Below are 23,008 nucleotides of genomic sequence, written 5' to 3' on the forward strand. Positions count from 1 at the left end.
ATTTATGGAAATAGTTAAAAACTTTATCCCAGACCATGTCGCAATTGTTCTTGACGGAAATGGACGATGGGCAAAACGCCAAGGATTACCCGCTATTGCGGGGCACCGTCAAGGGGCAAAAATTCTCAAGAAAATAACACGTCATGCTGACTCTATGGGAGTCAAGTATCTTACCGTTTTTGCCTTCTCGACTGAAAACTGGAATCGTCCTCCTGAATGGGTTGACGAACTCATGGTATTGCTCAAGTTTTATTTAAAAAATGAAGCAAAAGAGATCATAGAAAATAATATCCAATTTCGTATTTTGGGCAGAAGAGAAAAATTCTCACCTGAAATTATTCAGCTTATTGATGATTTAGAGAAATCCACAAGAAAAAATACAGGCATTACTCTGACAGTAGCTCTCAATTACGGTGGTAGAGATGAAATTGTATATGCAATACAAAAAATCTTGAACCAGCAAGAATTGCTAGAAAAAGACATAACAGAAGACACAATCACAAAAAATTTGTTGTTACCATCCCTACCCCCGCTTGATTTATTCATCAGAACAAGTGGCGAAAAACGAATAAGTAATTTTTTGTTATGGCAACTTGCCTATGCTGAACTATATTTCACCGACACACTTTGGCCTGATTTCTCAGAAAATGATCTGAATTTGGCTTTAAATGATTATGCACAGAGAGATAGACGATATGGTGTTAGAATTGGGAATTAATAAACTATCAAGTTTGCAACAACGTGTTATTACAGCATTGATAGCATTACCGATAGCCATTGCTGCCGTATATTATGGTAGCCCATACTTTGACATGTTGACCGGATTTGTCCTGATGGCGATGATCAGAGAATGGTCCCGCATGACAATAAAATCAGCCAACTTTCCCGTTGGCTACCTTCTATCCGCTGTTATGCTATCGCTTATTTATACTGACCTTAACCACAAAAAATATATTACTTTTGCCTTGATTGTTACTGCTTTAGGGCTGCTCTATCAGGTTATAAAAAAAAGAAATATTTCAGATTACTTGGTTTTTATTGCTGGTTCGTTATATTTGTCTTGGTCAATCTATATTCTAATCCATCTGATTCACGAGGGATTGACAACTTTCTTTCTATGGATATTACTTATTATCTGGTCTTCCGACACAGGCGCATATTTCACGGGGCGGGCGATTGGTGGTCCCAAACTTGCTCCATCGATTAGTCCGAATAAAACATGGGCAGGTTTTATCGGGGGGTGTTTAACCGCAACATTTGTTGGTGTTCTAAGTGGTCCATACCTTCAAAAATTCTATGGCACAATCCCCTCATTGGCAATCACATCCTTTATCCTATCACTTGTAAGTCATAGTGGCGATTTACTTGAATCTTATCTTAAACGTCACTATGGTGTTAAAGATTCTGGAACATTCCTGCCCGGCCATGGTGGTTTTCTTGATCGCCTTGATAGTCTATTACTTGTGTCATTTGCTGCTGGTTTACTCTTAATATTAGGGCTGTAAAATGAAAACAGTTTCTATCCACGGTGCAACAGGAAGCATTGGCCTCAATGGGATTGATATTATCAAGCGTCATCCGGAAAAATTTAAGGCTCATGTCCTAATTGGTGGATCGAAAATTGAACCTCTGGTTCAGCTGGCCAAGGAAACCAACGCACCTTATGTCGCTATTGCGGATCCATCACAATATAACGCACTCAAAGATGCATTACCAAACACGACTGTTTTTGCAGGCGATGATGGGATTCTCGAGGCAAGTTCTGTTAAGGTTGATGTCTGTATAGCTGCGATTACAGGGTCTGCTGGCATTCGTCCAACCTATACCGCACTAAATCATTGTAAAGTCCTTGGGATTGCCAATAAAGAATCAATTGTTGCAGCAGGCGAACAAATTCTGGAAAGAGCAAAACAATGTGGGACAGAGATTGTCCCTGTTGATTCAGAGCATAGCGCGGTATTTCAGGTTTTACACTCAGATAAAACTGAGGCTCTGGAGTCGATCACTATCACAGCATCTGGCGGCCCTTTCCGATCCTTGCCAATAGAACAGTTTAGCAGCATAACTAAAGAAATGGCATTGAAACACCCCAATTGGACTATGGGACCTAAAAATACCATCGATAGCGCAACGCTAATGAATAAGGGGTTGGAGATTATCGAAGCTGCGCTTTTATTTAATCTTGTGCCGAATAAAGTAAAGGCAATCATTCATCCTCAGTCTATCATTCACGGTATGTCGAGTTATGTCGATGGAACGACATTAGCACACCTCAGCCTACCTGATATGCGCACCCCAATCAGTTATGCCTTAAGTTATCCCGATCGCATTTCTTCTGGTGTACAACCCCTTGATCTTGTGCAAATATCTAGTCTGACATTTGAACAACCTGACTACGAACGGTTTCCATGCCTAAAAATGGCAGAGGATTGTTTGAGGCTCGGCCAATTTTATAGGATCGTGATGAATGCAGCCAATGAAATTGCTTTTAATAAATTTATGAATAATGAGATTCATTTCACACAGATTCATGACTTTATTCATCAGCGTTTAGAATCAATTAAACCACATAACATCAATACCATTTCTGATGTGATATCACTGGATAATATGATTAGAAATAGTTCTTGCTAACTTTAAGAGTTAGACATAAAAATTAACTTTAAATTCTCCAATTTTTGAGTAATCTGCTTGAAAAGTACAGCCTTATCTTTTGTCTTTTCTGCATCATCTAGATCATCAAGAATAGACTGGATTTGTACTTGAGTAGGAGCATCATCCGGATAACCAGACAAGATACTCCTAACTTGCTCTCTTAGAATATTGATCATCATCTGTTCAGCATTACTTGCGATTTGTACAGACTCGTTGAGGTCATGTTTATAACTTTGAGTTAAAACTCTCAATCCATCCATTTTACACTGTGCTGCTTTTCTATACCGAGCGAGGCCATCTTCACTGAGCCGTGATTGTTCCTTTTTTTGAACAATTGCTCCAACCCGAATTGAAGAAATAGCGACCTCTTGGGTCTCACGGAGTTGGTTAACCATACTTTTAGAGAGTTCAGCAAAGTCCATACATGACATAACTGTGAAACCTAGAGTTTCAAGCAATAGTGATAATGTTGCAGCTGAATGGAAAGTTGGATGTTCCCATCCCCCTGCACTACTACTGCTTTTACATAATAGGGTTGCATCAAGAATGAACTTAGTATATTTTTCTTGTATAAAGTATCCTGGCCACAAATCACCCTGTTCGATGGATCGCTGAAACTGAGTAATTAATCCTTCCTGAACAGTTGAGTTTGAAGGCATCATCGTCCAAATATTCGCTGAGACAATGCTACATTGGCTTATATACAACGTACCATTGGTCTTTAATGAAGCATGTATTTTTGCAAAAAGATCCAGTTGCTCAAGTGGCGATAAATAATGAGTTACATTGTTTATCAGAATAGCATCATAAACACTTGTTTTTCCTGTTAAGAATGACAATGCTTGTCCTTTGTGTCGACTGCTTGCGCAACCTATTGTATTTTTTTTATTTTTACTGTGTGTTGAAAAAGCTATTTGAAATTGGTTGTTTATGTCTGTGTTTAAGTCTATAAAATGATAAGAAAAACTTTGTTGCCTATTCCTTGGGTCTTTGCATAACTGAACAAGAACGCGCTCATCACCTGGTCCGATCTCCAAAACTGTCGATGGATTTTCTTGTGAATAAACTCTGTCAATAAAAGCTGAAGTCGTAAACCCAGCAGATACAATAACACCATAACCGTTCGATGTATCTTGAATGTCTAGCGAATCAACAGGGCTCTCTATCAATTGACAGTCGAGCCCAAAAAAATTTGTCGTTGCAATTATCTTAGAGGGCACTACTGAATCATCGGCAGCTTGAATATAACCGAATAAGCTAGCGGATAAGAAAAATATTTTTAAAAGCATCTTTTATTAACAATCTATACAAGGCAATATAAATATTAACCTATATTATAAAATTAATAAATGATCAATATTTTTATCCCAAATATTCTTAATCAATACTTTAGTCATTCTGATGTCTCAATCAAGCGATCGAGTTCGCTTTGCTGGCGTCTGTCATAACCGTCAGCTTTGGATTGCTGAGCCTGTGGGCGCAACATCGACAATCCCTCTGCTGTCTTTTCAGCGTCCATGGGGGCTGTTGGCTGCAGCACGGTCTGGGGTCGAGTTGGTGCAATCCCATTCATGACATCAAGTTGCTGTTGTGGTTTTTGTTGTGGCACAACAAGATCTTGTACAGTTCCCGTCATTGGCGCAATCCCTTGAATCTTTTGAGTTTGTGATAAGATCATATCTCGAACACTCAGAGGAAGTATGCCCACAATTTCGTCTGAACCATTACGCACCATCGGTGTAAAACGTGCGCTTTGAATTAGCTCCGATTGTTTTTCACGCGGAACAAAAAGGCTAAAACCAATTTCAATAACGCAAACGATAAAGACGCCGCGAAAAATACCAAAAGCCAATCCTAGAGAGCGATCAAGCCCCCCTACCATGCTATCTTTAACGGCATTTGAAATAGCAACAGTAATAATGCCAAAGAGAATAAGGAATACAATGAACAATATGGCCCCTGTGATACCGTCGGCTATCATGGGATTAGCAATGTGTCCTCTGGCAAAATGTGATGCCATGGGATAGAAAGTATAGGCTGCATAAGCAGAACCAACCCATGTAAATACACTTAAAATTTCCTTCGTCACACCACGAATAATACCAATAAGACAGGACAACGCCATAATCACTAAAACGGCTAAATCTATTGAATTCATTTTATCTCTCTTATCTACAGATTTCTTACTTTACTATGATGCGGATTGCGAAAAATGTCCATCATCTCGATTAGATAGTTAAGAGATGATAACGAAATATCGCCATCATTGCCTACTTTGGCCTTTTTCCCACAATACGCATTCTCAAAGCCAAGTTTTGTGGCTTCTTTTAATCTCAACTCAGTCTGACTGACAGCACGGACCTCTCCGGACAAACCAATTTCACCAAAGAATACTGATTTTACAGGAACCGGATTGTTACTTAAAGCAGAAGCTAAAGCGGCTGCTACAGCTAAATCCGAAGCAGGTTCAGTAATCTTCAGACCGCCGGCGACATTCAAAAACACATCTTTATTTGCAAAAGACAAACCACACCTTGATTCCAGAACAGCTAAAATCATGGCTAAACGATTATTATCCCACCCGACACACGTTCTGCGTGGTGTTGCTAAATGAGATGGAGCAACTAACGCCTGAATTTCAACAAGAATAGGTCGAGTCCCCTCAATGCCTGCAAAAATAGCAGAACCACTCACAGGAAAATCATGCTGATTTAGGAATAAGGCTGATGGATTAGGAACCTGTTGCAATCCCTGCTCTGTCATTTCAAAAACACCAATTTCATCCGTGGGTCCAAAACGATTTTTGACAGACCTTAAGATACGATAATGATAGTTACGTTCACCTTCAAAGTACAAAACTGTATCAACCATATGCTCTAAGACACGCGGCCCCGCAATAACACCTTCTTTTGTCACATGCCCAACAAGAACAACAACAACTCCCTTGGTTTTCGCGTAGGTTATCAGTTCTTGCGTACAAATTCGCACCTGCGACACTGTTCCGGGAGCAGAATCGACCTCCATATTTGTCATTGTCTGAATGGAGTCAATAATCAGTAGTTCCACAGGGTTTTCAAGGCTATCAAGCGCCAGTAAAATGTCGCTCACATTTGTTGCTGAGGCCAAATGAAGGTTATCAGAATTTGCCACCCCCAATCGTTTTGCCCGCATACGAACTTGACCGACGGCTTCTTCACCCGAAACATAAGCACACCAATAATTTTTAGAAAAATGGGATACGACCTGAAGCAAAAGCGTTGACTTACCAATACCTGGGTCACCACCAACAAGAAGGACAGCCCCCGGAACCAGACCGCCCCCGCAAACACGATCAAACTCATTGATATTAGTCAACAATCGGTTGCAATCATTGTTTTCCTCAGCCTCAATTGAAACAAATTCAATCGTTGATTTTGCTGATTTTACGACTTTTTTGGTGACAGCCATGGCCTCCTCTTGCAAGGTATTCCATGCGCCACAGCCCTCGCACTTGCCTCCCCATTTGGAATGTACAGTGCCACAGTCTTGACAGACGTATTTTAATGTAACTTTAGCCATAGCAATATAGTCATGGATTTAGAGGTGACAGTCAAGAGGCGGAACTTTATATTTTTATCTTATTGCATCTATGCTACAGAATAGACAAAGACAATTTTAAGAAAGATAGTTATTTAATATGGTTATTATTACTTTGCTTATCGTGAGTATTCTGGCTTGCTTTATTTTTAAGCAAAAAAAAATCATTATTCCCCTTGTATTAATAACGCTTAGTGTGGCTTATTTTGATCAGATCGTGGATATATATGGCATTCTAAGTCTAGTAGCGCTGTATTGCCTTAGCGCGTTTGCATTAAACGCTAAACACGATAACCCCATTTATTCTATAGTAGCCTGGTGCATTTTTGTTCCTCTGCTGTTAGGGTTTATGATCCATGTCGTCCCCGGTTTCAAAAATCCGATCTGGGTTCAGGATATAGCGATTTCAACGTTATCAAGAAAATTTTCTTTGTATATTCAGTTTGATAAAATAATGGCCGGTATTATAGTTCTGATGAATTGTCAGTATATCATTGATAACGCATATAAACTGAATCTGCGTGTCTCTTTAGTGGCTCTGACGCTTTGTTCCTCCCTTCTGATGGCACTCGGTATTATAACAAATTTCATCAAAATTGACATGAATATCCCCTCCATCTTGTTGGAATGGGTAATATCTAATCTTCTCTTTGTTAGTTTAATCGAAGAAATAATTTGTAGAGGCATCATTCAGGATAAAATTAAGACAGTTATCCCAAATCAGGCAAGTTTATCTATCCTCTTTGCTTCAGTGATTTTTGGCTGTGCACACTATCGTGGCGGAATAGTCTATATTGCTTTATCAACAATCGCCGGATTATTTTACGGATACGCATACGATCGCACACGATCAATAATAAACCCAATTATCGTTCACTTTGGTTTAAACCTGATTCATCTGCTTTTTTTCACATATCCATCTGTAGTTAAACTATAAAATATTTGAATTATAACGAATAACTATTATTAAAATCTCAAAAATAAGCGCTACAGCGTTCTTCGGAATTTTTGTTTTCCGCACGTATAGCTAATCTAGACGAATCAACTGTATCGCTTGTTTTTACTTATAACGAATAATACTTTAAAAACTCAATCGGGTGAGGTGTGCGTTCATAATCTTTAACTTCTTGCCACTTCATTTCAAGATATCCCTCAATAAAGTCTTTAGTAAAAACATCGCCTTCAAGTAAGAACGCATGATCCGCTGTTAGCGCCTCAAGCGCCTCACGCAATGATCCGCACATATTAGGTAGTTTTGCAGCGATTTCATGTTCTTCGAATAGGTTATGGTCAGAAGCTTTGCCCGGGTGAATCTTATTACGGATCCCATCAAGACCAGCCATCAACATAACAGCCGTTCCTAAATAAGGATTCGCCAAAGGATCAGGGAAGCGAATTTCAATACGTTTTGCCTTTTCACCTTGCGCTGTCGGGATACGACAAGCAGCCGAACGATTCTGAGCTGAATAAGCAAGAATGACCGGCGCTTCATAGCCTGGCACTAAGCGTTTGTAACTATTTGTTGTCGGATTTGTAAAAGCATTAATGGCTTTTGCGTGCTTTAAGATCCCGCCGATGTAATACAAGGCTGTTTCAGACAAACCACTATAATCATTTCCCGCAAATAAGGGCTTACCATCTTTCCACAAGGATTGATGAACGTGCATTCCTGAGCCATTGTCACCAAAAATCGGTTTTGGCATAAATGTCGCCGTTTTACCATAGCTATGCGCAACATTGCGAACCGCATACTTATAAACCTGAAGGTTATCACCCGTTTGCGTTAACTCAGCAAACTTAAAACCAAGCTCATGTTGTGCCGGTGCAACTTCATGGTGGTGCTTTTCCATCGCAAGTCCCATTTGTTGCATTACTGTCACCATTTCAGCACGAATATCATTCAAGGAGTCTACCGGACCAACAGGAAAATACCCGCCTTTAGCTAATGGGCGATGACCGTGGCTGCTGGTGGTAATTTCACGGCGGTTTTCTGTTTGAAATTCCTCTGATTCAAGCTCAAAAAACATAGAAGTTGGCTCGGCACCAAAACGCACCCCATCAAACACAAAGAATTCTGCCTCTGGGCCAAAATACGCGTTAGTTGCAATGCCTGACGACTTAATGTATGTCTCGGCTTTTTTACCAATAGAACGAGGATCTCTATTATAGGGTTCTTGGGTTTTGGGATCATAAATATCACAAACAACAATCATTGTTGTTTGTACTGCAAAAGGATCCAAGTGAACTGAGCTTAAATCAGGTTTCATAACCATATCCGATTCATGAATGTGGCGCCATCCATGGATAGAGGATCCATCAAAATAAATACCTTCCATCAGAAGTTTGTCATCCAGAGCCTCAACAGGAAAACTCATGTGATGCCAAGCCCCTTGGATATCCGTAAACCGAAAGTCAACAAAGCGAACTTGCTCGGTTTCTAGTTTTTTGAAAAAGGCTTTGGTCACAATAAATTCTCCGAAAATTTTAAAAATATTACTTTATTCTTTTATACTAAACCCTCCATACTAATAGCAAGTATAGTCTTAGGGGTTAAGTGTTACGGGATGTTACAGCTAATATTAGCTATAATTATTTTAGTTCCGAGCTTACTTTTTTCTCAAGAAACGAGCATTATTGTTACCCCTCTAGATTTAAATGCTAACTGGCAAAATCTTATTGATTTACACAAAGACCCAATGATTTTGAGGAGTCTAGGGCTCTCAGCACCGCCAGACAATAAATTTTTTGAAAACCACAGACAACGTATCGACCAAGAACAAAAAGAACAATCCCCAATTACCACTTACCAAATCACATTAGAAAACAATACCTTTATAGGCTTTGTAATGTTATGTCCTATGGCTGCGCAAGATCAGGCAGAGATAAGTTATATGATCACGCCTAATTTTCAATGTATGGGATATGGAAAACATGCAATAACAGTACTTTGCAAAAAAATATTACCCGATTCAAGACAGTCTATACACCTTTGGGCACTTGTTAACGCTGAAAACATCGCATCACAAAAGATCTTGTCTTTTTGTGGTTTTAACGTTAAAGATGATCCCAAACTTTTAGATAATGAGGATATAGAATATGAACTTTCGATTACTTAAAATAATTTTTATCTGTATATTTTATACACAGAATTTATTTTCACAAGACTTGGCAAGTAAAGCCATAAAACTCTTCACTGGTCGTCCCCACACATTTGCAACGATTACAAGCTATGTAGAAGTTGCCGAAAAAACAGAATTTTTGCGTGGAAGCGGGGAAAATGTTGCTGTCTTGAGCGATTGGGATGATACCCTTAATCAAACACCCGGAGCATGGTGGCAAAAGAATCATGATGGCTCATGGTTTTGCCCACACACTAAGCGATTCCGTCTTGAGCATGAAGTTGATCACACACTTCGCCATCCGGAAGCCTCCAGTATTATCAAGCGCATTCGTTCTCGCGGCGTTCCCTTTATGGTGACAACAGCACGGCCTCCTGTCATTGATACCGTGCTGAATATAATGGCACAAGATATGAATATACATCCAAATTTAATGGATGCCAGACAACAAGACAATCCTGATTTAATCGACTATGATGCAATCCATAAAGGTGCCTACAAATTATTGTCTGAGATGGAACAAACTGAATTACTTGGGCTTACAAAAGTAAAAATTTCAACAATGTCTCAGACTTCAGGAATTGATCTAAGCGGTCAAGATCTGGCTTTATCTGGTCATATTGTTGTTATTGACGATCATCATGTTTATTCATACCATGATGGTTTTGCCTTTATCGGACACAATAAAGGGCCTGGGATGTTAAAACTCTTACCAACGCTGCACTTACCAAAAGGACATCTTGTTATTGTTGATGATAGTGCCCGTGCTCTGGGGTCTTATCTGGATGAAACTGTAATTCAGTCTTTTGAAGAGCAAGGTTATACTTTACACTTGCTACATTATCCAGTACCAGTAGTATAAGGGAATTTTATGGCTTATGATGTAATCAAAATCCCATCCGTCAATTTTTCAAGTCGTGAAGAATGCCCTGTTAAAGCACTGGTCATTCATTGCATCGGACTTTCTATTATGGATGTGATCAATGGATTAACAAAATCGACAGATGATGGTGGTCTAGGCGTATCTGCCCACTATTTTATTCCCCAAATATCTGGCTCTGATTTCATATCAGAAACAGGAATTTCTGCGGATCTAAAATATCCAGACCAAATTCCCATTATACAATTTGTTGAAGAGACTGACAAAGCTTGGCATGCAGGCTACAGTTGGTGGCAAGACCTTAATGAACTTCCCGGTTGTCAAAATGGTTTAAATCCATGTTCTATTGGTATCGAATTTCATGCACCCGGCTATGACGATACGACGGAACCCCACACATTTGCCCCTTATACTGACGAGCAAATATTAATAGGTGCAGCTCTCATCAAAGACATTATAAACCGACATAGTCTCACTTCTTCGAATCTAGTGAGACACAGCGACATTTCTCCGATGAGACCTGATGGTACATATAAAACTGACCCAGGCCCCCTATTCCCTTGGGATAGGTTACAGCTTCAACTCTTTAGCGCCTAGATCTTTAAAATACTCGCGGACTTCTGCTGTCTTCACTTTTGATATATGGTTTGGTTGCCATTTTGGTTCATTATCTTTATCAACTAAAAGCGCTCGAATTCCTTCAAAAAAGTCATAATGTTCGACAAAACGTTGGCTCAGTCGGTACTCAATTGGTAAGCATTTTTTCAAAGACAACTCTTTTGTCTTTTTCAACATAGTAAAGGCAACAGCTATACTCATAGGCGATTTTTTTGCTAAGGCACGAACCCAGTCATAAGCTTTGTGGTGCTTTGCAGCATAGAGCTTTTCCAAAATATCTTCAATTCTTTTACCCTCAAAGATTTCATCAATTAAGGCCTGATTACTTGCTAGGTCCGAAGAAGGAGCAGACTCTTTATATTGGTTCAGGATTTGCTCAACATCATCGGCATTTTGTGCAGAAATAAGAGCCGTCCTTAGATCGCCTATTTTTTCTGACGATATATAATGTGTCGCCAGTCCCGTATAAATGGCATCCCCAGCTGTAATCTTTTCACCTGTAATGGCCATAAACATGCCAATTTGGCCCGGACATTTATTTAAGAAGTAACTTCCACCGACATCAGGGAAAAAACCAATCCCTGTCTCTGGCATCGCCATCACTGTTTTGTTCGTTACAATTCTATGGCTACCGTGGATAGAAATCCCCATGCCGCCGCCCATACAGATCCCATTAATCAATGAAATATAGGGTTTGGGGTATTGGCTAATATAATAATTCAGCTGGTATTCCTCGCGGAAAATTGCATCTTTATAGTCACGTTTACCCTCGAGTCGCGCTTGATAAACGGAACGAATATCGCCGCCAGCACAAAATGCCTTATCACCAGCTCCTTCAATCAAGACAAATGCAACCTTATCATTTTCCGCCCATTCCTTGAGAACCCGCATCATCTCACGGATCATTTCCAAATTGAGCGAATTAAGTGCTCGAGGACGGTTCAACGTAATGATGCCGGCATGCCCATCTATATGAAATAATACTTCCGGATCGTGTGTTGCTGTTTGTGCTGTTGCTGACATTTATATCTCCTAACCTAAGACTTTTCGCGCGATAATTACTCGCATAATTTCATTGGTTCCTTCTAAAATTTGATGAACACGCAGATCTCGAACTAATCGTTCAATTTGATATTCTTTGATATAACCGTAACCACCATGTATTTGTAAGGCTTCATTGACCACAGCCGACCCCACATCTGTTGCAAACTGTTTAGCCATGGCGCAATATTGTGTTGCATTAGGATCGCCCTTGGATACCATAAAACCAGCGCGGTGTACCATAAGCCGTGCGGCTGACAACTGAGTTTCCATGTCTGCAATTTTAAATTGGACTGATTGAAATGAGGCAAGGTTTTGACCAAACTGTTGACGCTCTTTAATATAAGATTTTGTTAAATCTAAGCCCCGTTGAGCACCACCCAAGGAACAAGCTGCAATATTAATGCGCCCTCCGTCAAGGCCTGTCATAGCAATTTTGAACCCATCCCCCTCTTCGCCCAATCGATTCTCAATCGGAACACGGCAATTATCAAAATTGACCACACACGTTGGTTGGGATTTCCATCCCATCTTTTCTTCTGGTTTACCAAAAGATAGACCCCGCGTTCCCTTTTCAATAACAACAGTCGAAATCCCCTTTGGACCATCATCACCGGTACGAACCATGACAACATAAAGGTCACTAACTCCTGCCCCAGAAATAAATGCTTTTGAGCCATTAATAACATAATGATCCCCATCTCTAATGGCTCGAGTTTTCAAGGATGCAGCATCAGAGCCACTGGAGGGTTCAGTCAAGCAATAACTAGAAAGCCACTCTAACGAAGATAATTTGGGCAGCCACTGAGCCTGTTGCTTAGCTGATCCAAATTTTTGAATCATGCCGCCAACCATATTGTGGATCGACAAATAGGCTGACGTTGCGACACAACCATAGGATAGTGCTTCAAAAATCAAAGCACCATGTAATCGTGTTAGGTTACACCCCCCAAATTCTTCCTTTATAAAAAGTCCTGCAAATCCCAACTGCGCAGCTTCACGCATAACATCAACTGGAAAATATTCTTTTGAATCCCATTCACCTGCATATGGTTCAAGCTTTTCCTTGGCAAACTCTTCTGCCATCTGCTTAATTTGGGTTTGTTCGGAATCTAAATAAAAATCCATGGTGCAAATTTCAATAAAATTCTATAGGATTAGGGTAACTGTTATTTAATAACAATAAAAGAGGGAATTTATGATTATTGGTCGCTATCCAACCACACGTTTAAGGCGCAACCGCCAAGCTTCTTGGGTGCGTGACTTGTGTTCAGAAAACGACCTAACCCCAAGCGACTTGATCTGGCCTATTTTTGTCCGTGAGGCAGAGACGTCGCCAACAATTGCGAGCATGCCGGGTGTACAACGTCTTACCCTTGATGAGTTGGTTGAAGCAGTACAGCAAGCGGCAGACCTTGGAATCCCTGCCATAGCCCTCTTCCCTACAACACCAACACATCTGCGCAGCCATGACGGAGCTGAAGCACTCAATCCAGATAATCTAATCTGTCGGGCTGTGCGAGCAATTAAATCCATGGATCTTAATTTGGGCGTCATCACTGACGTTGCCCTTGATCCCTATACCGATCATGGCCATGATGGAATTATCATTGACGGACGCATTGATAACGATGCAACGATCGAGATCCTTGAGCAGCAAGCTTATGTTCAGGCTCAAGCAGGAGCAGATGCTTTGGCCCCCTCAGATATGATGGACGGACGCATCGGTGCTATTCGCGAATATCTTGATGATCACGGCCATCAAAATAAAATGATCATTAGCTATGCCGTTAAATACGCATCAGGGTTCTATGGACCGTTCCGCACAGCTGTCGGTGTTGGAACCCTTAGTGGCCTTAAGGACAAAAAAACCTACCAGATGAATCCCGCTAACAGCGATGAGTCTATGCGTGAAATTGCCCAAGACATCCAAGAAGGTGCAGATATGATCATTATCAAGCCCGGAATGCCTTATCTTGATATTATTCAACGAGCCACAACACAATTCAATATCCCGACACTTGCCTATCAGGTTAGCGGTGAATACGCTATGATTAAGGCGGCCGCACAAAATGGCTGGCTGGATGAAGATCGTGTCGTGTTGGAATCCTTGATTGCGTTTAAACGGGCGGGGGCACAGGGGATTCTAACTTACTTTGCCTTGGATATTGCCAAAAAACTTTGTGAGTAGTGAGTTGTCAGTTAAGGCTCAATAAATTATAAGCAAAAGCTCTACACAGCCCGAACAAATTATATTAAAATAAATTATAATTTCATTTTTTGATTAGTGTAAATATGAATTTATTTGGCACCACACTTATTTTAAGTATATTATTTACATCTTCGGTATTCGCAACGATAAATACAAAGCATATTGATAAAACAAAATATACTATATTCTCGCCAACACCCTCTACTCATCTAAGAGAATTATCGACTGATCGTCCTGATAAAACAGAAGGTCCGTATACCGTTGATGCAGGACATTATCAAGTTGAATTTGATCTTGTAACACTGACTTATGATCGAAACAAGCAAGATCAAACACGAACGTACGGCCATACTATATTTGCTCCAAATTTCAGAATAGGATTACTTGATCAGCTTGAACTTGATTTTATAATGACAAGTTTTAACTCTATCAAAACAAAAAGCATCACGGATCAATCAACAGACCGAAAACAAGGCTTTGATGATACAATTATACGGTTTAAATATAATTTTTGGGGCAATGAGGGGAGTGAAAAAACGTCATTCGGAATCATTCCTTTTGTTAAAGTTCCGACAAACTCTAATCATTTAGGCAATAAATCTTATGATGGTGGGCTTATTTTTCCTTTGGATATACATATAACTGACAAGCTAGGCTTAGGACTAATGACTGAGATTGATTATCAACGAGGGGAAAGTTCTCGAAGACATGTGTTTAATTTTATTAATTCAGCCTCTCTTAGCTATGATTTTACTGACAAAATTTCAGGCTTCTCAGAAATTTTCACTCAACGATCAGCTGAACACAACTCTAAGTGGGACGTTACTTTTGATTTTGGTATGTCCTATTCCATCACCGATAACGTTCAGGTTGACGCAGGAGCCTACGTTGGCCTCGCTCGCTATTCCGATAATATTACCCCTTTCTTAGGGATGAGTTGCCGATTCTAATTTTCAAATGGATCCATGCCAACAACAACAAACAAGGGGATTTTTGAACTTGATGACAAGGTACGAGTGACTAATCCAAAGAATAATATCATTTGTTTGACTAACAGGGTGGATAATATCAATAGCATTTCCCTTAACAGGATAAACCCTACACTGATCAGAATCTGATAAACAACAATCTGAAATCAATTTTCTTGTGAGTGTTTTAAATGATTCGTAACTTGAACCCTGACCCAAGACCGCCAGTATATATTTCTTCATATAATGAGCTGCCATATTACTATTGACAACCCATAGAAGTATATTAAGCAAAAAAATCTTTAATGATTATTAAGGACCTCTATAGCAACTCTATATAAGTAAGCTTGTTGCATCGTAACACGTCCAGCAATCTAACAAGCTTCTAGCCTCACCTGAAACAACAATTATTTATACTTTTTCTCGAAATCTTTGGCCCAGTTAATAGTATTTCTTTTTTCTATTTTGGGATGATCTACTTCAATAAAGTAAATATAGTTACCATTTTTATCAAATCCAACGACAGTCTGCCTTTTCAAAGATGGATAAATATGGATTTTATACTCTATACAATTAGTTTCCGGGTTGAATTTCTTTGATTTCTTGTCAAAATCGTCTTTAAACATTACCTTAAAATCATTAATTGTATTTTTTTCATTTAAAAGGAAACTTAACCTAGCCATTCCATTGAGCATTTCAATTCGACTGGGCCTTTCCTTTAAGGATCCAGAGTCTTTGACTGATGAAGAGCATCCTACAAGAATAAGTGGTAAAAGTAATTTTAATTTTTTCATTAGAGAGTCTTTCTAAAATATTGTGTCATACTTTTTTTCAAAACTATTCCAGTTCTTCTCATCTGGTCCGCACTCAGAGAGTATATACTCCAAGATGTGTACCCGCAAACTACCGGAAAGATTATAGACCGAGCCTTCTTGCAATCGTTTTGTATCAACGTCAAGGATAATTTGGCGAATAGATTTCTTATCCTTCTTTGCAATTATATCCAAAGCTGCCCAGAATTCCTTCTCCATGGACACAGAAGTTTGATGACCAAAGAGATCAACTGATTTTTTAACAATACCACTCATTATTTAGTTTCGTAAAAGTCAATTTCACTTAGTGTTGCTTTGACTTGGAACGAACCATAGTCCAGTGTCATATCTTTAATTACGCCACTATCAAAGACATTCTGCACCATTTCGTAATCGGGTTCCGGACCATTACTACCAGGGGCATACACGGCCAGACGCATGGGCCAAACAGAGGATGTTGATATATCTTTATCGGATTTAATTTTCAAATCTGATTTCTTAGGAGCCCCTAAAATCGTATCAACAGATACTGCCTCATGGGTTTCACTGCTCCCATCAAACACAACATTGGATACAGCAGCTTTGCCTTGTTTTGCTTCTTTCAGAGCATTGATTAAGTGATGCAATGGAAAAACAGTGTCGTAAGATGTTGCAATCTCAGATTCATTTGGTTTTGTGTACTTAATACGCGTCTGATGGGTTGACAAATCTTTCACGGCCTCACCTTTGATAAGCTCTTCCTCTTCGCCGTTTCTAACTGTACGAGATGTGAAGCGGTAACGAGAGCCGTCATAGTTTTGCCATGTAACTAAGTTTGTTACAATTTGCTCTCCTTCCCCATCGCCATTATAAATGGTTAGGGATGAGTTTTGTTCAAAAACAAAACCATCACCCGCATCGTAAACGTTAATAACCATTTCACCCGAAGCATCAGAGACATCGTCCCCGAAATTCTTTTCTAACGAAATGGTATATTTAGCTTTGTGCGATGCAATTTCTGTTGAATGCTCAATCTTGATCGCGTCTGATTTATTATTTTCCTTGAAAACTTTGTCTGCTGGAATAGGCTCTACCTCTCCTGCAATTGCTTTTACAGAAGTAGATGATTGCGTTTTTACTGTTTCAGCAGTACCCGAAGTCTTAGATTGGAAAAACCTGTTAATTGTTCCCCAAACACCTAAGCTTGGAGCCACCGATGATGAATCATCAGCTACAGCAACCGGTGCAACAACACTAGAATCTGGTTTGTCATCAACATTTTTTTTGGAAAAAAAACCTTTAATTCCATCAAAAAAAGTACCTGTTGATGAATTATCAGCCATTACCGCAGAATGAGACACAGTCACGTATAAAAAAACACGACTTACGAACTTCATTTAAACCCCTATTGTGTCTCAAAATTAATTTACAGCGATTTCAAAACGTAATCTTTTGGAAAACGATCGCGAATGTATTCTGCTAGTGCGACAATAACACGATCAACTGTTGTATTTGTCGGCTCATCAAATGTATCAACAACCACATCAGCCTCTTGATAGACCGGATATCGTTCATTAATGAGATCTGCAAGAACATCATGATGAGCTTCGGCATCCTCAAGCAATGGACGATCTGTCCTTCGGGATACACGCGCAACCAAAGTATCAAGATCAGCCTTAAGCCAAACAGAAATAGCTTTTTCCTTAATGACTTTACGGGTGTTTTCTTCCATAAAAGAACCACCACCTGTGGCTAAAACATGTGTATCTTGATCAAGTAACCGATTGATTACGCGAAATTCACCAATACGAAACGCATCTTCTCCATAAACATTAAAAATTTCTTTGATCGGACAGCCTGCTGCAACCTCAACTTCGTGATCAGAATCAAAAAAATCAACATCAAGACGCTTTGCCAAACGACGACCAATACTTGTTTTTCCCGCTCCCATAAGTCCAACAAGGACAATAGTTTTCGGAGCTTTAAAGCTTAATTGTGATGGATTCACGAGATTAAATGCGTGTGCTTCTTGTTTCATAGTAGTTCAATCTTAACAAAATAAATTAACAATAACCAACAAATTTCATAAAATTTATTAAACTTTATTTTTGTCTAATATAGCAGCACGTGCTGTCCATGTTAGTGCAAAGCAAACACAGGATAACACAGCAGAACCAATAAAGAAAATAAATCCTGCATTCCAGCCATATTTGTCAGCCAACCAGCCGACAATAATGCCGCTAAGGGCGCTTCCAATATAAGCAAAAGTACCCGTTACACCAACAGCCATACCGACTGTTTTTTTGGTGGAAAAATCTGCTGCGGCAACACCAACGAGAACTTGTGGCCCATAAACAAAGAATCCGACAAGTACCATCGCAATTGCGTTCAAATAATCATGCCCGGCAGGAACTGTCCAAAAATAAATCAAGGCGCCAACCAAAGCAATCATAAAGAAAAAGCTAACAGGTCCACGACGTCCTTTAAAAACCTTGTCTGAAAGATAACCGGCTGTAATCCCACCAATCATACCGGCAAGGTCAAATCCCATAACTTGCAACCCAGATGCCACAAAGGCAGCTCCCTTACTTTCTTTTAAGAATGTTGGAGCCCATGTCAATACCCCCATGCGAACAATATAGAGGAACATATTACCCAAGCAAACAAACCAGAGATTGCGACTGCGAGCAAGGGTTTTGACAACTTCCATCGGCGTAATATCATTGCCATCATCATTGTCCTCAACCTCTGCTTCAGTTTTTACTAAACCACGATGAACTTCGATTGAATTTAGTCCCAATGATTTTGGCGTATCGCGCAAGCGCTCAAACAAAAAAACAGCTATAATTAACGATGCTGCAGCCGGCAAAAAGAAAAAGCTTTGCCAACCATACATGGGAATAATAAACCCAGACAAAGCAGCAATAACAGCACCACCGACTTGATGAGAAATATTTGCAATTCCCCAAACAGTACCTAACTCTGTCGGCGCAAACCAACGCGGTAACAGTTTGGCAACAGGTGGCCATCCCATGGATTGTACCCAGGCACTAATTCCCCAAACCACGGCAAAATACCAGTATGCAGTACCAAACCCCATCAAAAGACAGGTCAGGGATGATAACAATAAACCAATACTCATAAATCGACGGGCATTCGATCGATCACTGTAATAACCATTGACAAACTTGCCGATCCCATAAACAATTTGCCACAGAGACATGATATACCCTAATTCCATACGAGTATAACCGAACTCTTCGACAAGAACAGGTAAGGCAAAATTGAAGTTTTGCCGCACCAAATAAAATGCAGCATATCCAAACGTCAATGAATAAAGAATACGGACTTGCCAATAGCGATATAATTCTGAATTACCAGAGGTTTTTGCACCATTTGACACAGTAACAGGATCAATATTTCCTGCGACATCTTGGTTATATTTCATAAACCACCTAAAAGGTTCGTTATTGTATTAAAGGTCAAGTCCCATCCATAGACTCCCTAAACGGTATTTTTAACAAATACCAAATTTACTGTAATATGGGCAAGCGTTTTTAATATTTCAAACTATTTCACCAATAGAAAACCTTGTTTTATAACACTTTGTCAAAACATAAAATGTATATGCTAACAATTACAAGGTACCAAAATACCGCATTATTTTGTTTGACATAAACCGGGCTGTATGGGATATTGAGTACAGTTTTAATTATATAAATAAGGTTTAATGTCATGCGTACATTGTCTATTAAGCCAAGTGAAGTCAAAAAGAAATGGATTCTTATCGACGCACAAGATCTCGTTCTTGGTCGTTTGGCTTCTTTGGTTGCAAACCGTTTGCGCGGTAAGCACAAAGCATCTTACACACCCCATGTTGACTGTGGTGATAACGTTATCATTATCAACGCTGAAAAAGTTCACTTGACAGGCGACAAACTTGCTCAAAAGAAATTCTTCTGGCACACAGGGTATGCTGGCGGGATCAAAGAACGTACAATCGGTCAAATTATCACCGGTAAGCATCCAGAGCGCGTTATTCAAAAAGCAGTTGAACGTATGGTTCCGCGCGGTCCATTAGGTCGCCAAATCATGAGCAACTTGCGTGTATACGCAGGTTCTGAACACCCACACGCAGCACAAAACCCAGAGGTTTTAGATATTGCAGCTATGAACCGTAAGAATGTAAGGAGCATCTAATAATGGCACGCACTACAGATAAAGTCGGTCTAGAAGATCTAAAATCTGCGGTTCAAGCTCCTGCTGGAACAACAGAAGAAAAAGTAACATACAAGCAACAACTTGATGCAAAAGGTCGTTCCTATGCAACAGGTAAGCGTAAAAATGCGATTGCTCGCGTTTGGCTAAAGCCAGGGACAGGTAAAATTCTCGTCAACGGTCGTGAACTCGATACATATTTTGCTCGTCCGGTATTGCGCATGTTGATCCAACAACCATTTGGTGTTGCAAATCGTACAGCTCAATACGATGTATGGTGCACGATTAAAGGTGGTGGATTATCAGGTCAAGCTGGTGCATTGCGCCACGGTATCAGCCGTGCCTTGACATTCTTTGAACCGGAACTCCGTGGCGTCTTAAAAGCCGGCGGATTCTTAACACGTGACAGCCGTGTTGTTGAACGTAAAAAATACGGTTTGGCAAAAGCTCGTCGTCGTTTCCAATTCTCCAAGCGTTAAGCTTGCTGGAACACAACTCAGCCTCCCTTATGGGAGGCTTTTTTATATAATTCACTTAAGGCATTGATAAGAAATGCTACAAATAAAATACAGGAAGCAATATTCCAAACTTTAAAAAGGTGTTGCCAATCCAGCAATTCCAAAAACGATCATACCTCATAAAAAAACGCATGAATAAAGAAACTCTTTAATTTAAGGTGAGTTCGATATAAGAAACATCAGACACACTCTTCATCTCAGACGAGCAAAGCTTGGGTTTCGTTAGAAAATCGAACTTTGATTGATTGGAGATCTATGTTTTTTTATGGTTGCCTAGATCCGCGATCAAGAAAATCTTAAGGGTTTTCTTTGAAAACCCAGAATTTCTAGCCGGGAATGACGGGTTCTATTGCTTGATAGACCGTCTTATATGAAACTCAGGTTAATTGAACAGAAAGAAGAGCATAGTTCTAAGCAAAGCTCCTTAAAAATACGCCGAAAATACTCTAATGCGTCGCACACAATCTTATTCCTATACGAACTGGGTGCTTTAATAACACTAAGTATTTGCTAGCTATTTCTGACTTTCTTCAGCCTTTAGCTCTTTCTTAGATAATTTTCCAATCATCGTCTTGGGGAGTTCATCACGAAATTCAATATATTTTGGCATTTCAATCGGAGAAAGCTTATCCTTAAGATAATCAAACAATTGCTGCTCAGTCAGGCTACGCCCATCTTTTAACTTAACAAATGCCTTGACCGTTTCCCCTCGTTTTTCATCTGGTACACCAATTACGGTAACTTCAGAAACATCGAGATGTTTATAAATAACCTCTTCAACCATACGAGGGTATACATTAAAACCGCTACAGATAATAAGATCTTTAATACGATCAACTAAGAAAGTGTAACCGTCCTCATCCATATAACCAACGTCACCTGTTAAGAAATAGTCATCTTGGAATGTTTTTGCTGTATCTTCAGGTCGATTCCAATAACCTAACATAACTTGAGGTCCCTTGATCGCTATTTGACCATTAATATTAACGGGACACTGTAACTTTGGATTTTCTAAAGATAATATGGCAATTTCTGTTCCCGGAAACGGCAAACCAATTGACCCTGTTTTATTTAGGCCATAGATTGGATTTGATGTGGCTGCAGGCGAAGTTTCGCTTAAACCATAAGCTTCGACAAGTTTGCATCCGGTTAACCCTTCGAAATCTTCTTTAACTTTTTGCGGCAAAGCAGCACCACCGGATAGGCACGCTTTTAAAGATGTCATATCAATCTTGGAAACGTTAGATTGACTTGATATCATATTATACATTGTCGGAACGCCTGGAAAAAAAGTGATCTTGTGCTTTTGGATCATCTTCATAGCATCCTGCGCATTAAAGCGCGGGAACATCATCACCATCTCTGCAGCATTCCGAATAGCGAGTGTCATTACTGCTGTCATTGCATAAACATGAAAGAGCGGCAAGCCAGCAAGAAAACGTTCTTGCCCGTACTGTGTTTTTTCAAACCATGTTTGTGCCTGCAATGCATTTGCATAAACATTTTTATGCGTTAACATCGCCCCCTTAGGAACCCCTGTTGTCCCCCCAGTATATTGGAGAAGAGCCACGTCTTTCGCTGGAGCAACAGATACTGGCTTATAGTTACCATCCCCCGAGACTAAATCTTCAAAACTCAAGATTTTCGCTGAATAGGTTACGCTTGCAACGTCTTTTGCCTTAAATAGTTTAAACAGATAATTTTTAGGGAATGGCAAACTCTTTGCAACAGAACAAACAATAAGTTTTTTTAGTGAAGTTTTATCCATAAGCTGGACGAGTTTATCATACAGAAATGCCAAATCAAGTGTTACCATAATTTCAGTTTGCGAATCATTAATTTGATGCGTTACTTCTTTATCTGTATATAGTGGATTATAATTAACAACAACACCACCAGCCTTAAGAATTGCAAAATAAGAAATTACATAGTACACAGCGTTTGGCATAAAAATGCCAACTTTTGTCCCCTTTTTGACACCAATTTTTTGTAGTCCTTGTGCCATCTTAGTGATCAATAGCCCAACTTCCCCATAGGTAAACTTTTTACCTAGGAAGTCAACACACGGACGATCTGACGCATTTTTTACAGCCTCATCCATCAAGTCCCAAAGGGGTTTGTCAGGAATACTAATATCCCAACTTATGCTGGCCGGGTAAGATTTTGTCCACAAATACTCGCCTTTTTTCTTAGCCGAAGCAGCTTTTTTAGCCGGGGTAGCTTTTTTACTTACCTTTTTGGTTTTAGGTTTTTCTGATGCTGACTCAGTAACATTTTTTGCTTTTTTAGTATCTTTGCTAGTATCACTCTTTTTTGTCATCTTACGAACCATCCATAGGAATACATCATATATTCACTTTAGCACTAATTTATTTCAAAAGTGTAAAAAATTAATGAAATAAGAAAAGATAA

The 23,008-nt window shown here is 39.6% G+C and carries 23 protein-coding genes; 11 read left to right on the forward strand and 12 right to left on the reverse strand.

Going from position 1 to position 23,008, the window contains the following annotated elements; translation table 11 throughout:
- Positions 1 to 4: 4 nt before the first annotated feature.
- Genes uppS through dxr form a run of 3 tightly spaced genes read left to right on the forward strand, consistent with a single transcriptional unit; the run spans position 5 to position 2,634 of the window.
- Entirely contained in the window at positions 5 to 718 is a 714-nt protein-coding gene (uppS, locus tag KF820_07030) for a di-trans,poly-cis-decaprenylcistransferase (GenBank protein ID MBX3458091.1), read from the forward strand.
- Positions 696 to 1,505, forward strand: a complete 810-nt coding sequence (locus KF820_07035; protein MBX3458092.1) for a phosphatidate cytidylyltransferase — start codon at positions 696 to 698, stop codon at positions 1,503 to 1,505. The genes uppS and KF820_07035 overlap by 23 nt, the downstream gene beginning before the upstream one ends.
- Position 1,506: 1 nt before the next feature.
- Positions 1,507 to 2,634 (forward strand): 1-deoxy-D-xylulose-5-phosphate reductoisomerase, encoded by a 1,128-nt coding sequence (gene dxr, locus KF820_07040; protein MBX3458093.1) that lies wholly within the window; start codon positions 1,507 to 1,509, stop codon positions 2,632 to 2,634.
- 2 nt (positions 2,635 to 2,636) lie between these two features.
- Here the strand turns inward: dxr and KF820_07045 are convergent, their stop codons facing one another.
- From KF820_07045 to radA, 3 genes are all read right to left on the reverse strand, one after another.
- Positions 2,637 to 3,944 (reverse strand): class I SAM-dependent methyltransferase, encoded by a 1,308-nt coding sequence (locus KF820_07045; GenBank protein MBX3458094.1) that lies wholly within the window; start codon positions 3,942 to 3,944, stop codon positions 2,637 to 2,639.
- Between the two features lie 104 nt (positions 3,945 to 4,048).
- Positions 4,049 to 4,813 carry a CvpA family protein gene (locus KF820_07050; protein MBX3458095.1) on the reverse strand — a complete coding sequence of 255 codons (765 nt, stop codon included), beginning with the start codon at positions 4,811 to 4,813 and terminating at the stop codon, positions 4,049 to 4,051.
- A 14-nt stretch (positions 4,814 to 4,827) separates the two neighbouring features.
- Positions 4,828 to 6,213, reverse strand: coding sequence for a DNA repair protein RadA (gene radA / locus KF820_07055; GenBank protein ID MBX3458096.1), 1,386 nt, complete (start codon positions 6,211 to 6,213; stop codon positions 4,828 to 4,830).
- Between the two features lie 118 nt (positions 6,214 to 6,331).
- Here radA and KF820_07060 point away from each other — a divergent pair, with 118 nt between their 5' ends.
- Positions 6,332 to 7,168, forward strand: a complete 837-nt coding sequence (locus KF820_07060) for a CPBP family intramembrane metalloprotease (GenBank protein MBX3458097.1) — start codon at positions 6,332 to 6,334, stop codon at positions 7,166 to 7,168.
- Positions 7,169 to 7,295: 127 nt separating this feature from the next.
- On the opposite strand, the gene glnA is transcribed toward KF820_07060, so the two are convergent.
- On the reverse strand, positions 7,296 to 8,696 hold the full coding sequence (gene glnA, locus KF820_07065) for a type I glutamate--ammonia ligase (protein ID MBX3458098.1): 1,401 nt from the start codon (positions 8,694 to 8,696) through the stop codon (positions 7,296 to 7,298).
- A gap of 99 nt (positions 8,697 to 8,795) precedes the next feature.
- Here glnA and KF820_07070 point away from each other — a divergent pair, with 99 nt between their 5' ends.
- Genes KF820_07070 through KF820_07080 form a run of 3 tightly spaced genes read left to right on the forward strand, consistent with a single transcriptional unit; the run spans position 8,796 to position 10,827 of the window.
- Positions 8,796 to 9,347, forward strand: a complete 552-nt coding sequence (locus tag KF820_07070) for a GNAT family N-acetyltransferase (protein MBX3458099.1) — start codon at positions 8,796 to 8,798, stop codon at positions 9,345 to 9,347.
- The gene (locus tag KF820_07075) at positions 9,328 to 10,212 is read left to right on the forward strand and encodes a hypothetical protein (protein ID MBX3458100.1); all 885 of its coding nucleotides are present in this window, start codon (positions 9,328 to 9,330) and stop codon (positions 10,210 to 10,212) included. The genes KF820_07070 and KF820_07075 overlap by 20 nt, the downstream gene beginning before the upstream one ends.
- 9 nt (positions 10,213 to 10,221) lie before the next feature.
- Entirely contained in the window at positions 10,222 to 10,827 is a 606-nt protein-coding gene (locus KF820_07080; GenBank protein MBX3458101.1) for an N-acetylmuramoyl-L-alanine amidase, read from the forward strand.
- Here KF820_07080 and KF820_07085 read toward each other — a convergent pair.
- Entirely contained in the window at positions 10,801 to 11,871 is a 1,071-nt protein-coding gene (locus tag KF820_07085) for an enoyl-CoA hydratase/isomerase family protein (protein MBX3458102.1), read from the reverse strand. The two genes, KF820_07080 and KF820_07085, sit on opposite strands and share 27 nt — an antisense overlap.
- 9 nt (positions 11,872 to 11,880) lie before the next feature.
- On the reverse strand, positions 11,881 to 13,017 hold the full coding sequence (locus tag KF820_07090; protein ID MBX3458103.1) for an acyl-CoA dehydrogenase family protein: 1,137 nt from the start codon (positions 13,015 to 13,017) through the stop codon (positions 11,881 to 11,883).
- A 70-nt stretch (positions 13,018 to 13,087) separates the two neighbouring features.
- Here KF820_07090 and hemB point away from each other — a divergent pair, with 70 nt between their 5' ends.
- Together hemB and KF820_07100 are read left to right on the forward strand one after the other, a co-directional pair.
- Positions 13,088 to 14,080: a porphobilinogen synthase gene (hemB, locus tag KF820_07095; protein ID MBX3458104.1), complete on the forward strand. Its 993-nt coding sequence runs from the start codon at positions 13,088 to 13,090 to the stop codon at positions 14,078 to 14,080.
- 104 nt (positions 14,081 to 14,184) lie between these two features.
- The gene (locus tag KF820_07100; GenBank protein ID MBX3458105.1) at positions 14,185 to 15,051 is read left to right on the forward strand and encodes a transporter; all 867 of its coding nucleotides are present in this window, start codon (positions 14,185 to 14,187) and stop codon (positions 15,049 to 15,051) included.
- A 425-nt stretch (positions 15,052 to 15,476) separates the two neighbouring features.
- Here KF820_07100 and KF820_07105 read toward each other — a convergent pair whose 3' ends face one another.
- The 5 genes from KF820_07105 to KF820_07125 are packed head-to-tail and all read right to left on the reverse strand — an operon-like array spanning position 15,477 to position 19,308.
- Entirely contained in the window at positions 15,477 to 15,863 is a 387-nt protein-coding gene (locus KF820_07105) for a hypothetical protein (protein MBX3458106.1), read from the reverse strand.
- 12 nt (positions 15,864 to 15,875) lie between these two features.
- Entirely contained in the window at positions 15,876 to 16,157 is a 282-nt protein-coding gene (locus KF820_07110) for a ribbon-helix-helix domain-containing protein (protein MBX3458107.1), read from the reverse strand.
- A complete protein-coding gene (locus KF820_07115; protein ID MBX3458108.1) occupies positions 16,157 to 17,257 on the reverse strand; it encodes a DUF1849 family protein in 1,101 nt (366 codons plus the stop codon). The genes KF820_07110 and KF820_07115 overlap by 1 nt, the downstream gene beginning before the upstream one ends.
- 29 nt (positions 17,258 to 17,286) lie before the next feature.
- Positions 17,287 to 17,898 (reverse strand): shikimate kinase, encoded by a 612-nt coding sequence (locus KF820_07120; protein MBX3458109.1) that lies wholly within the window; start codon positions 17,896 to 17,898, stop codon positions 17,287 to 17,289.
- 57 nt (positions 17,899 to 17,955) lie between these two features.
- On the reverse strand, positions 17,956 to 19,308 hold the full coding sequence (locus tag KF820_07125) for an MFS transporter (GenBank protein MBX3458110.1): 1,353 nt from the start codon (positions 19,306 to 19,308) through the stop codon (positions 17,956 to 17,958).
- Between the two features lie 287 nt (positions 19,309 to 19,595).
- Here KF820_07125 and rplM point away from each other — a divergent pair, with 287 nt between their 5' ends.
- Positions 19,596 to 20,060 (forward strand): 50S ribosomal protein L13, encoded by a 465-nt coding sequence (gene rplM, locus KF820_07130; protein MBX3458111.1) that lies wholly within the window; start codon positions 19,596 to 19,598, stop codon positions 20,058 to 20,060.
- Positions 20,061 to 20,062: 2 nt separating this feature from the next.
- Entirely contained in the window at positions 20,063 to 20,557 is a 495-nt protein-coding gene (gene rpsI / locus KF820_07135) for a 30S ribosomal protein S9 (GenBank protein ID MBX3458112.1), read from the forward strand.
- A gap of 553 nt (positions 20,558 to 21,110) precedes the next feature.
- Here rpsI and KF820_07140 read toward each other — a convergent pair.
- Positions 21,111 to 22,697 (reverse strand): long-chain fatty acid--CoA ligase, encoded by a 1,587-nt coding sequence (locus tag KF820_07140; protein MBX3458113.1) that lies wholly within the window; start codon positions 22,695 to 22,697, stop codon positions 21,111 to 21,113.
- Between the last annotated feature and the right edge of the window lie 311 nt (positions 22,698 to 23,008).

The organism is Candidatus Paracaedibacteraceae bacterium (assembly GCA_019636055.1).
Taxonomy (GTDB): Bacteria; Pseudomonadota; Alphaproteobacteria; order Paracaedibacterales; family Paracaedibacteraceae; genus Paracaedibacter.

Coding starts and splice junctions, on each gene's coding strand:
- uppS (MBX3458091.1), top strand. CDS start 5: ATGGAAATAGTTAAAAACTTTATCCCAGACCATGTCGCAATTGTTCTT.
- KF820_07035 (MBX3458092.1), top strand. CDS start 696: ATGGTGTTAGAATTGGGAATTAATAAACTATCAAGTTTGCAACAACGT.
- dxr (MBX3458093.1), top strand. CDS start 1,507: ATGAAAACAGTTTCTATCCACGGTGCAACAGGAAGCATTGGCCTCAAT.
- KF820_07045 (MBX3458094.1), bottom strand. CDS start 3,944: ATGCTTTTAAAAATATTTTTCTTATCCGCTAGCTTATTCGGTTATATT.
- KF820_07050 (MBX3458095.1), bottom strand. CDS start 4,813: ATGAATTCAATAGATTTAGCCGTTTTAGTGATTATGGCGTTGTCCTGT.
- radA (MBX3458096.1), bottom strand. CDS start 6,213: ATGGCTAAAGTTACATTAAAATACGTCTGTCAAGACTGTGGCACTGTA.
- KF820_07060 (MBX3458097.1), top strand. CDS start 6,332: ATGGTTATTATTACTTTGCTTATCGTGAGTATTCTGGCTTGCTTTATT.
- KF820_07070 (MBX3458099.1), top strand. CDS start 8,796: ATGTTACAGCTAATATTAGCTATAATTATTTTAGTTCCGAGCTTACTT.
- KF820_07075 (MBX3458100.1), top strand. CDS start 9,328: ATGAACTTTCGATTACTTAAAATAATTTTTATCTGTATATTTTATACA.
- KF820_07080 (MBX3458101.1), top strand. CDS start 10,222: ATGGCTTATGATGTAATCAAAATCCCATCCGTCAATTTTTCAAGTCGT.
- KF820_07085 (MBX3458102.1), bottom strand. CDS start 11,871: ATGTCAGCAACAGCACAAACAGCAACACACGATCCGGAAGTATTATTT.
- KF820_07090 (MBX3458103.1), bottom strand. CDS start 13,017: ATGGATTTTTATTTAGATTCCGAACAAACCCAAATTAAGCAGATGGCA.
- hemB (MBX3458104.1), top strand. CDS start 13,088: ATGATTATTGGTCGCTATCCAACCACACGTTTAAGGCGCAACCGCCAA.
- KF820_07100 (MBX3458105.1), top strand. CDS start 14,185: ATGAATTTATTTGGCACCACACTTATTTTAAGTATATTATTTACATCT.
- KF820_07105 (MBX3458106.1), bottom strand. CDS start 15,863: ATGAAAAAATTAAAATTACTTTTACCACTTATTCTTGTAGGATGCTCT.
- KF820_07110 (MBX3458107.1), bottom strand. CDS start 16,157: ATGAGTGGTATTGTTAAAAAATCAGTTGATCTCTTTGGTCATCAAACT.
- KF820_07115 (MBX3458108.1), bottom strand. CDS start 17,257: ATGAAGTTCGTAAGTCGTGTTTTTTTATACGTGACTGTGTCTCATTCT.
- KF820_07120 (MBX3458109.1), bottom strand. CDS start 17,898: ATGAAACAAGAAGCACACGCATTTAATCTCGTGAATCCATCACAATTA.
- KF820_07125 (MBX3458110.1), bottom strand. CDS start 19,308: ATGAAATATAACCAAGATGTCGCAGGAAATATTGATCCTGTTACTGTG.
- rplM (MBX3458111.1), top strand. CDS start 19,596: ATGCGTACATTGTCTATTAAGCCAAGTGAAGTCAAAAAGAAATGGATT.
- rpsI (MBX3458112.1), top strand. CDS start 20,063: ATGGCACGCACTACAGATAAAGTCGGTCTAGAAGATCTAAAATCTGCG.
- KF820_07140 (MBX3458113.1), bottom strand. CDS start 22,697: ATGGATGAGGCTGTAAAAAATGCGTCAGATCGTCCGTGTGTTGACTTC.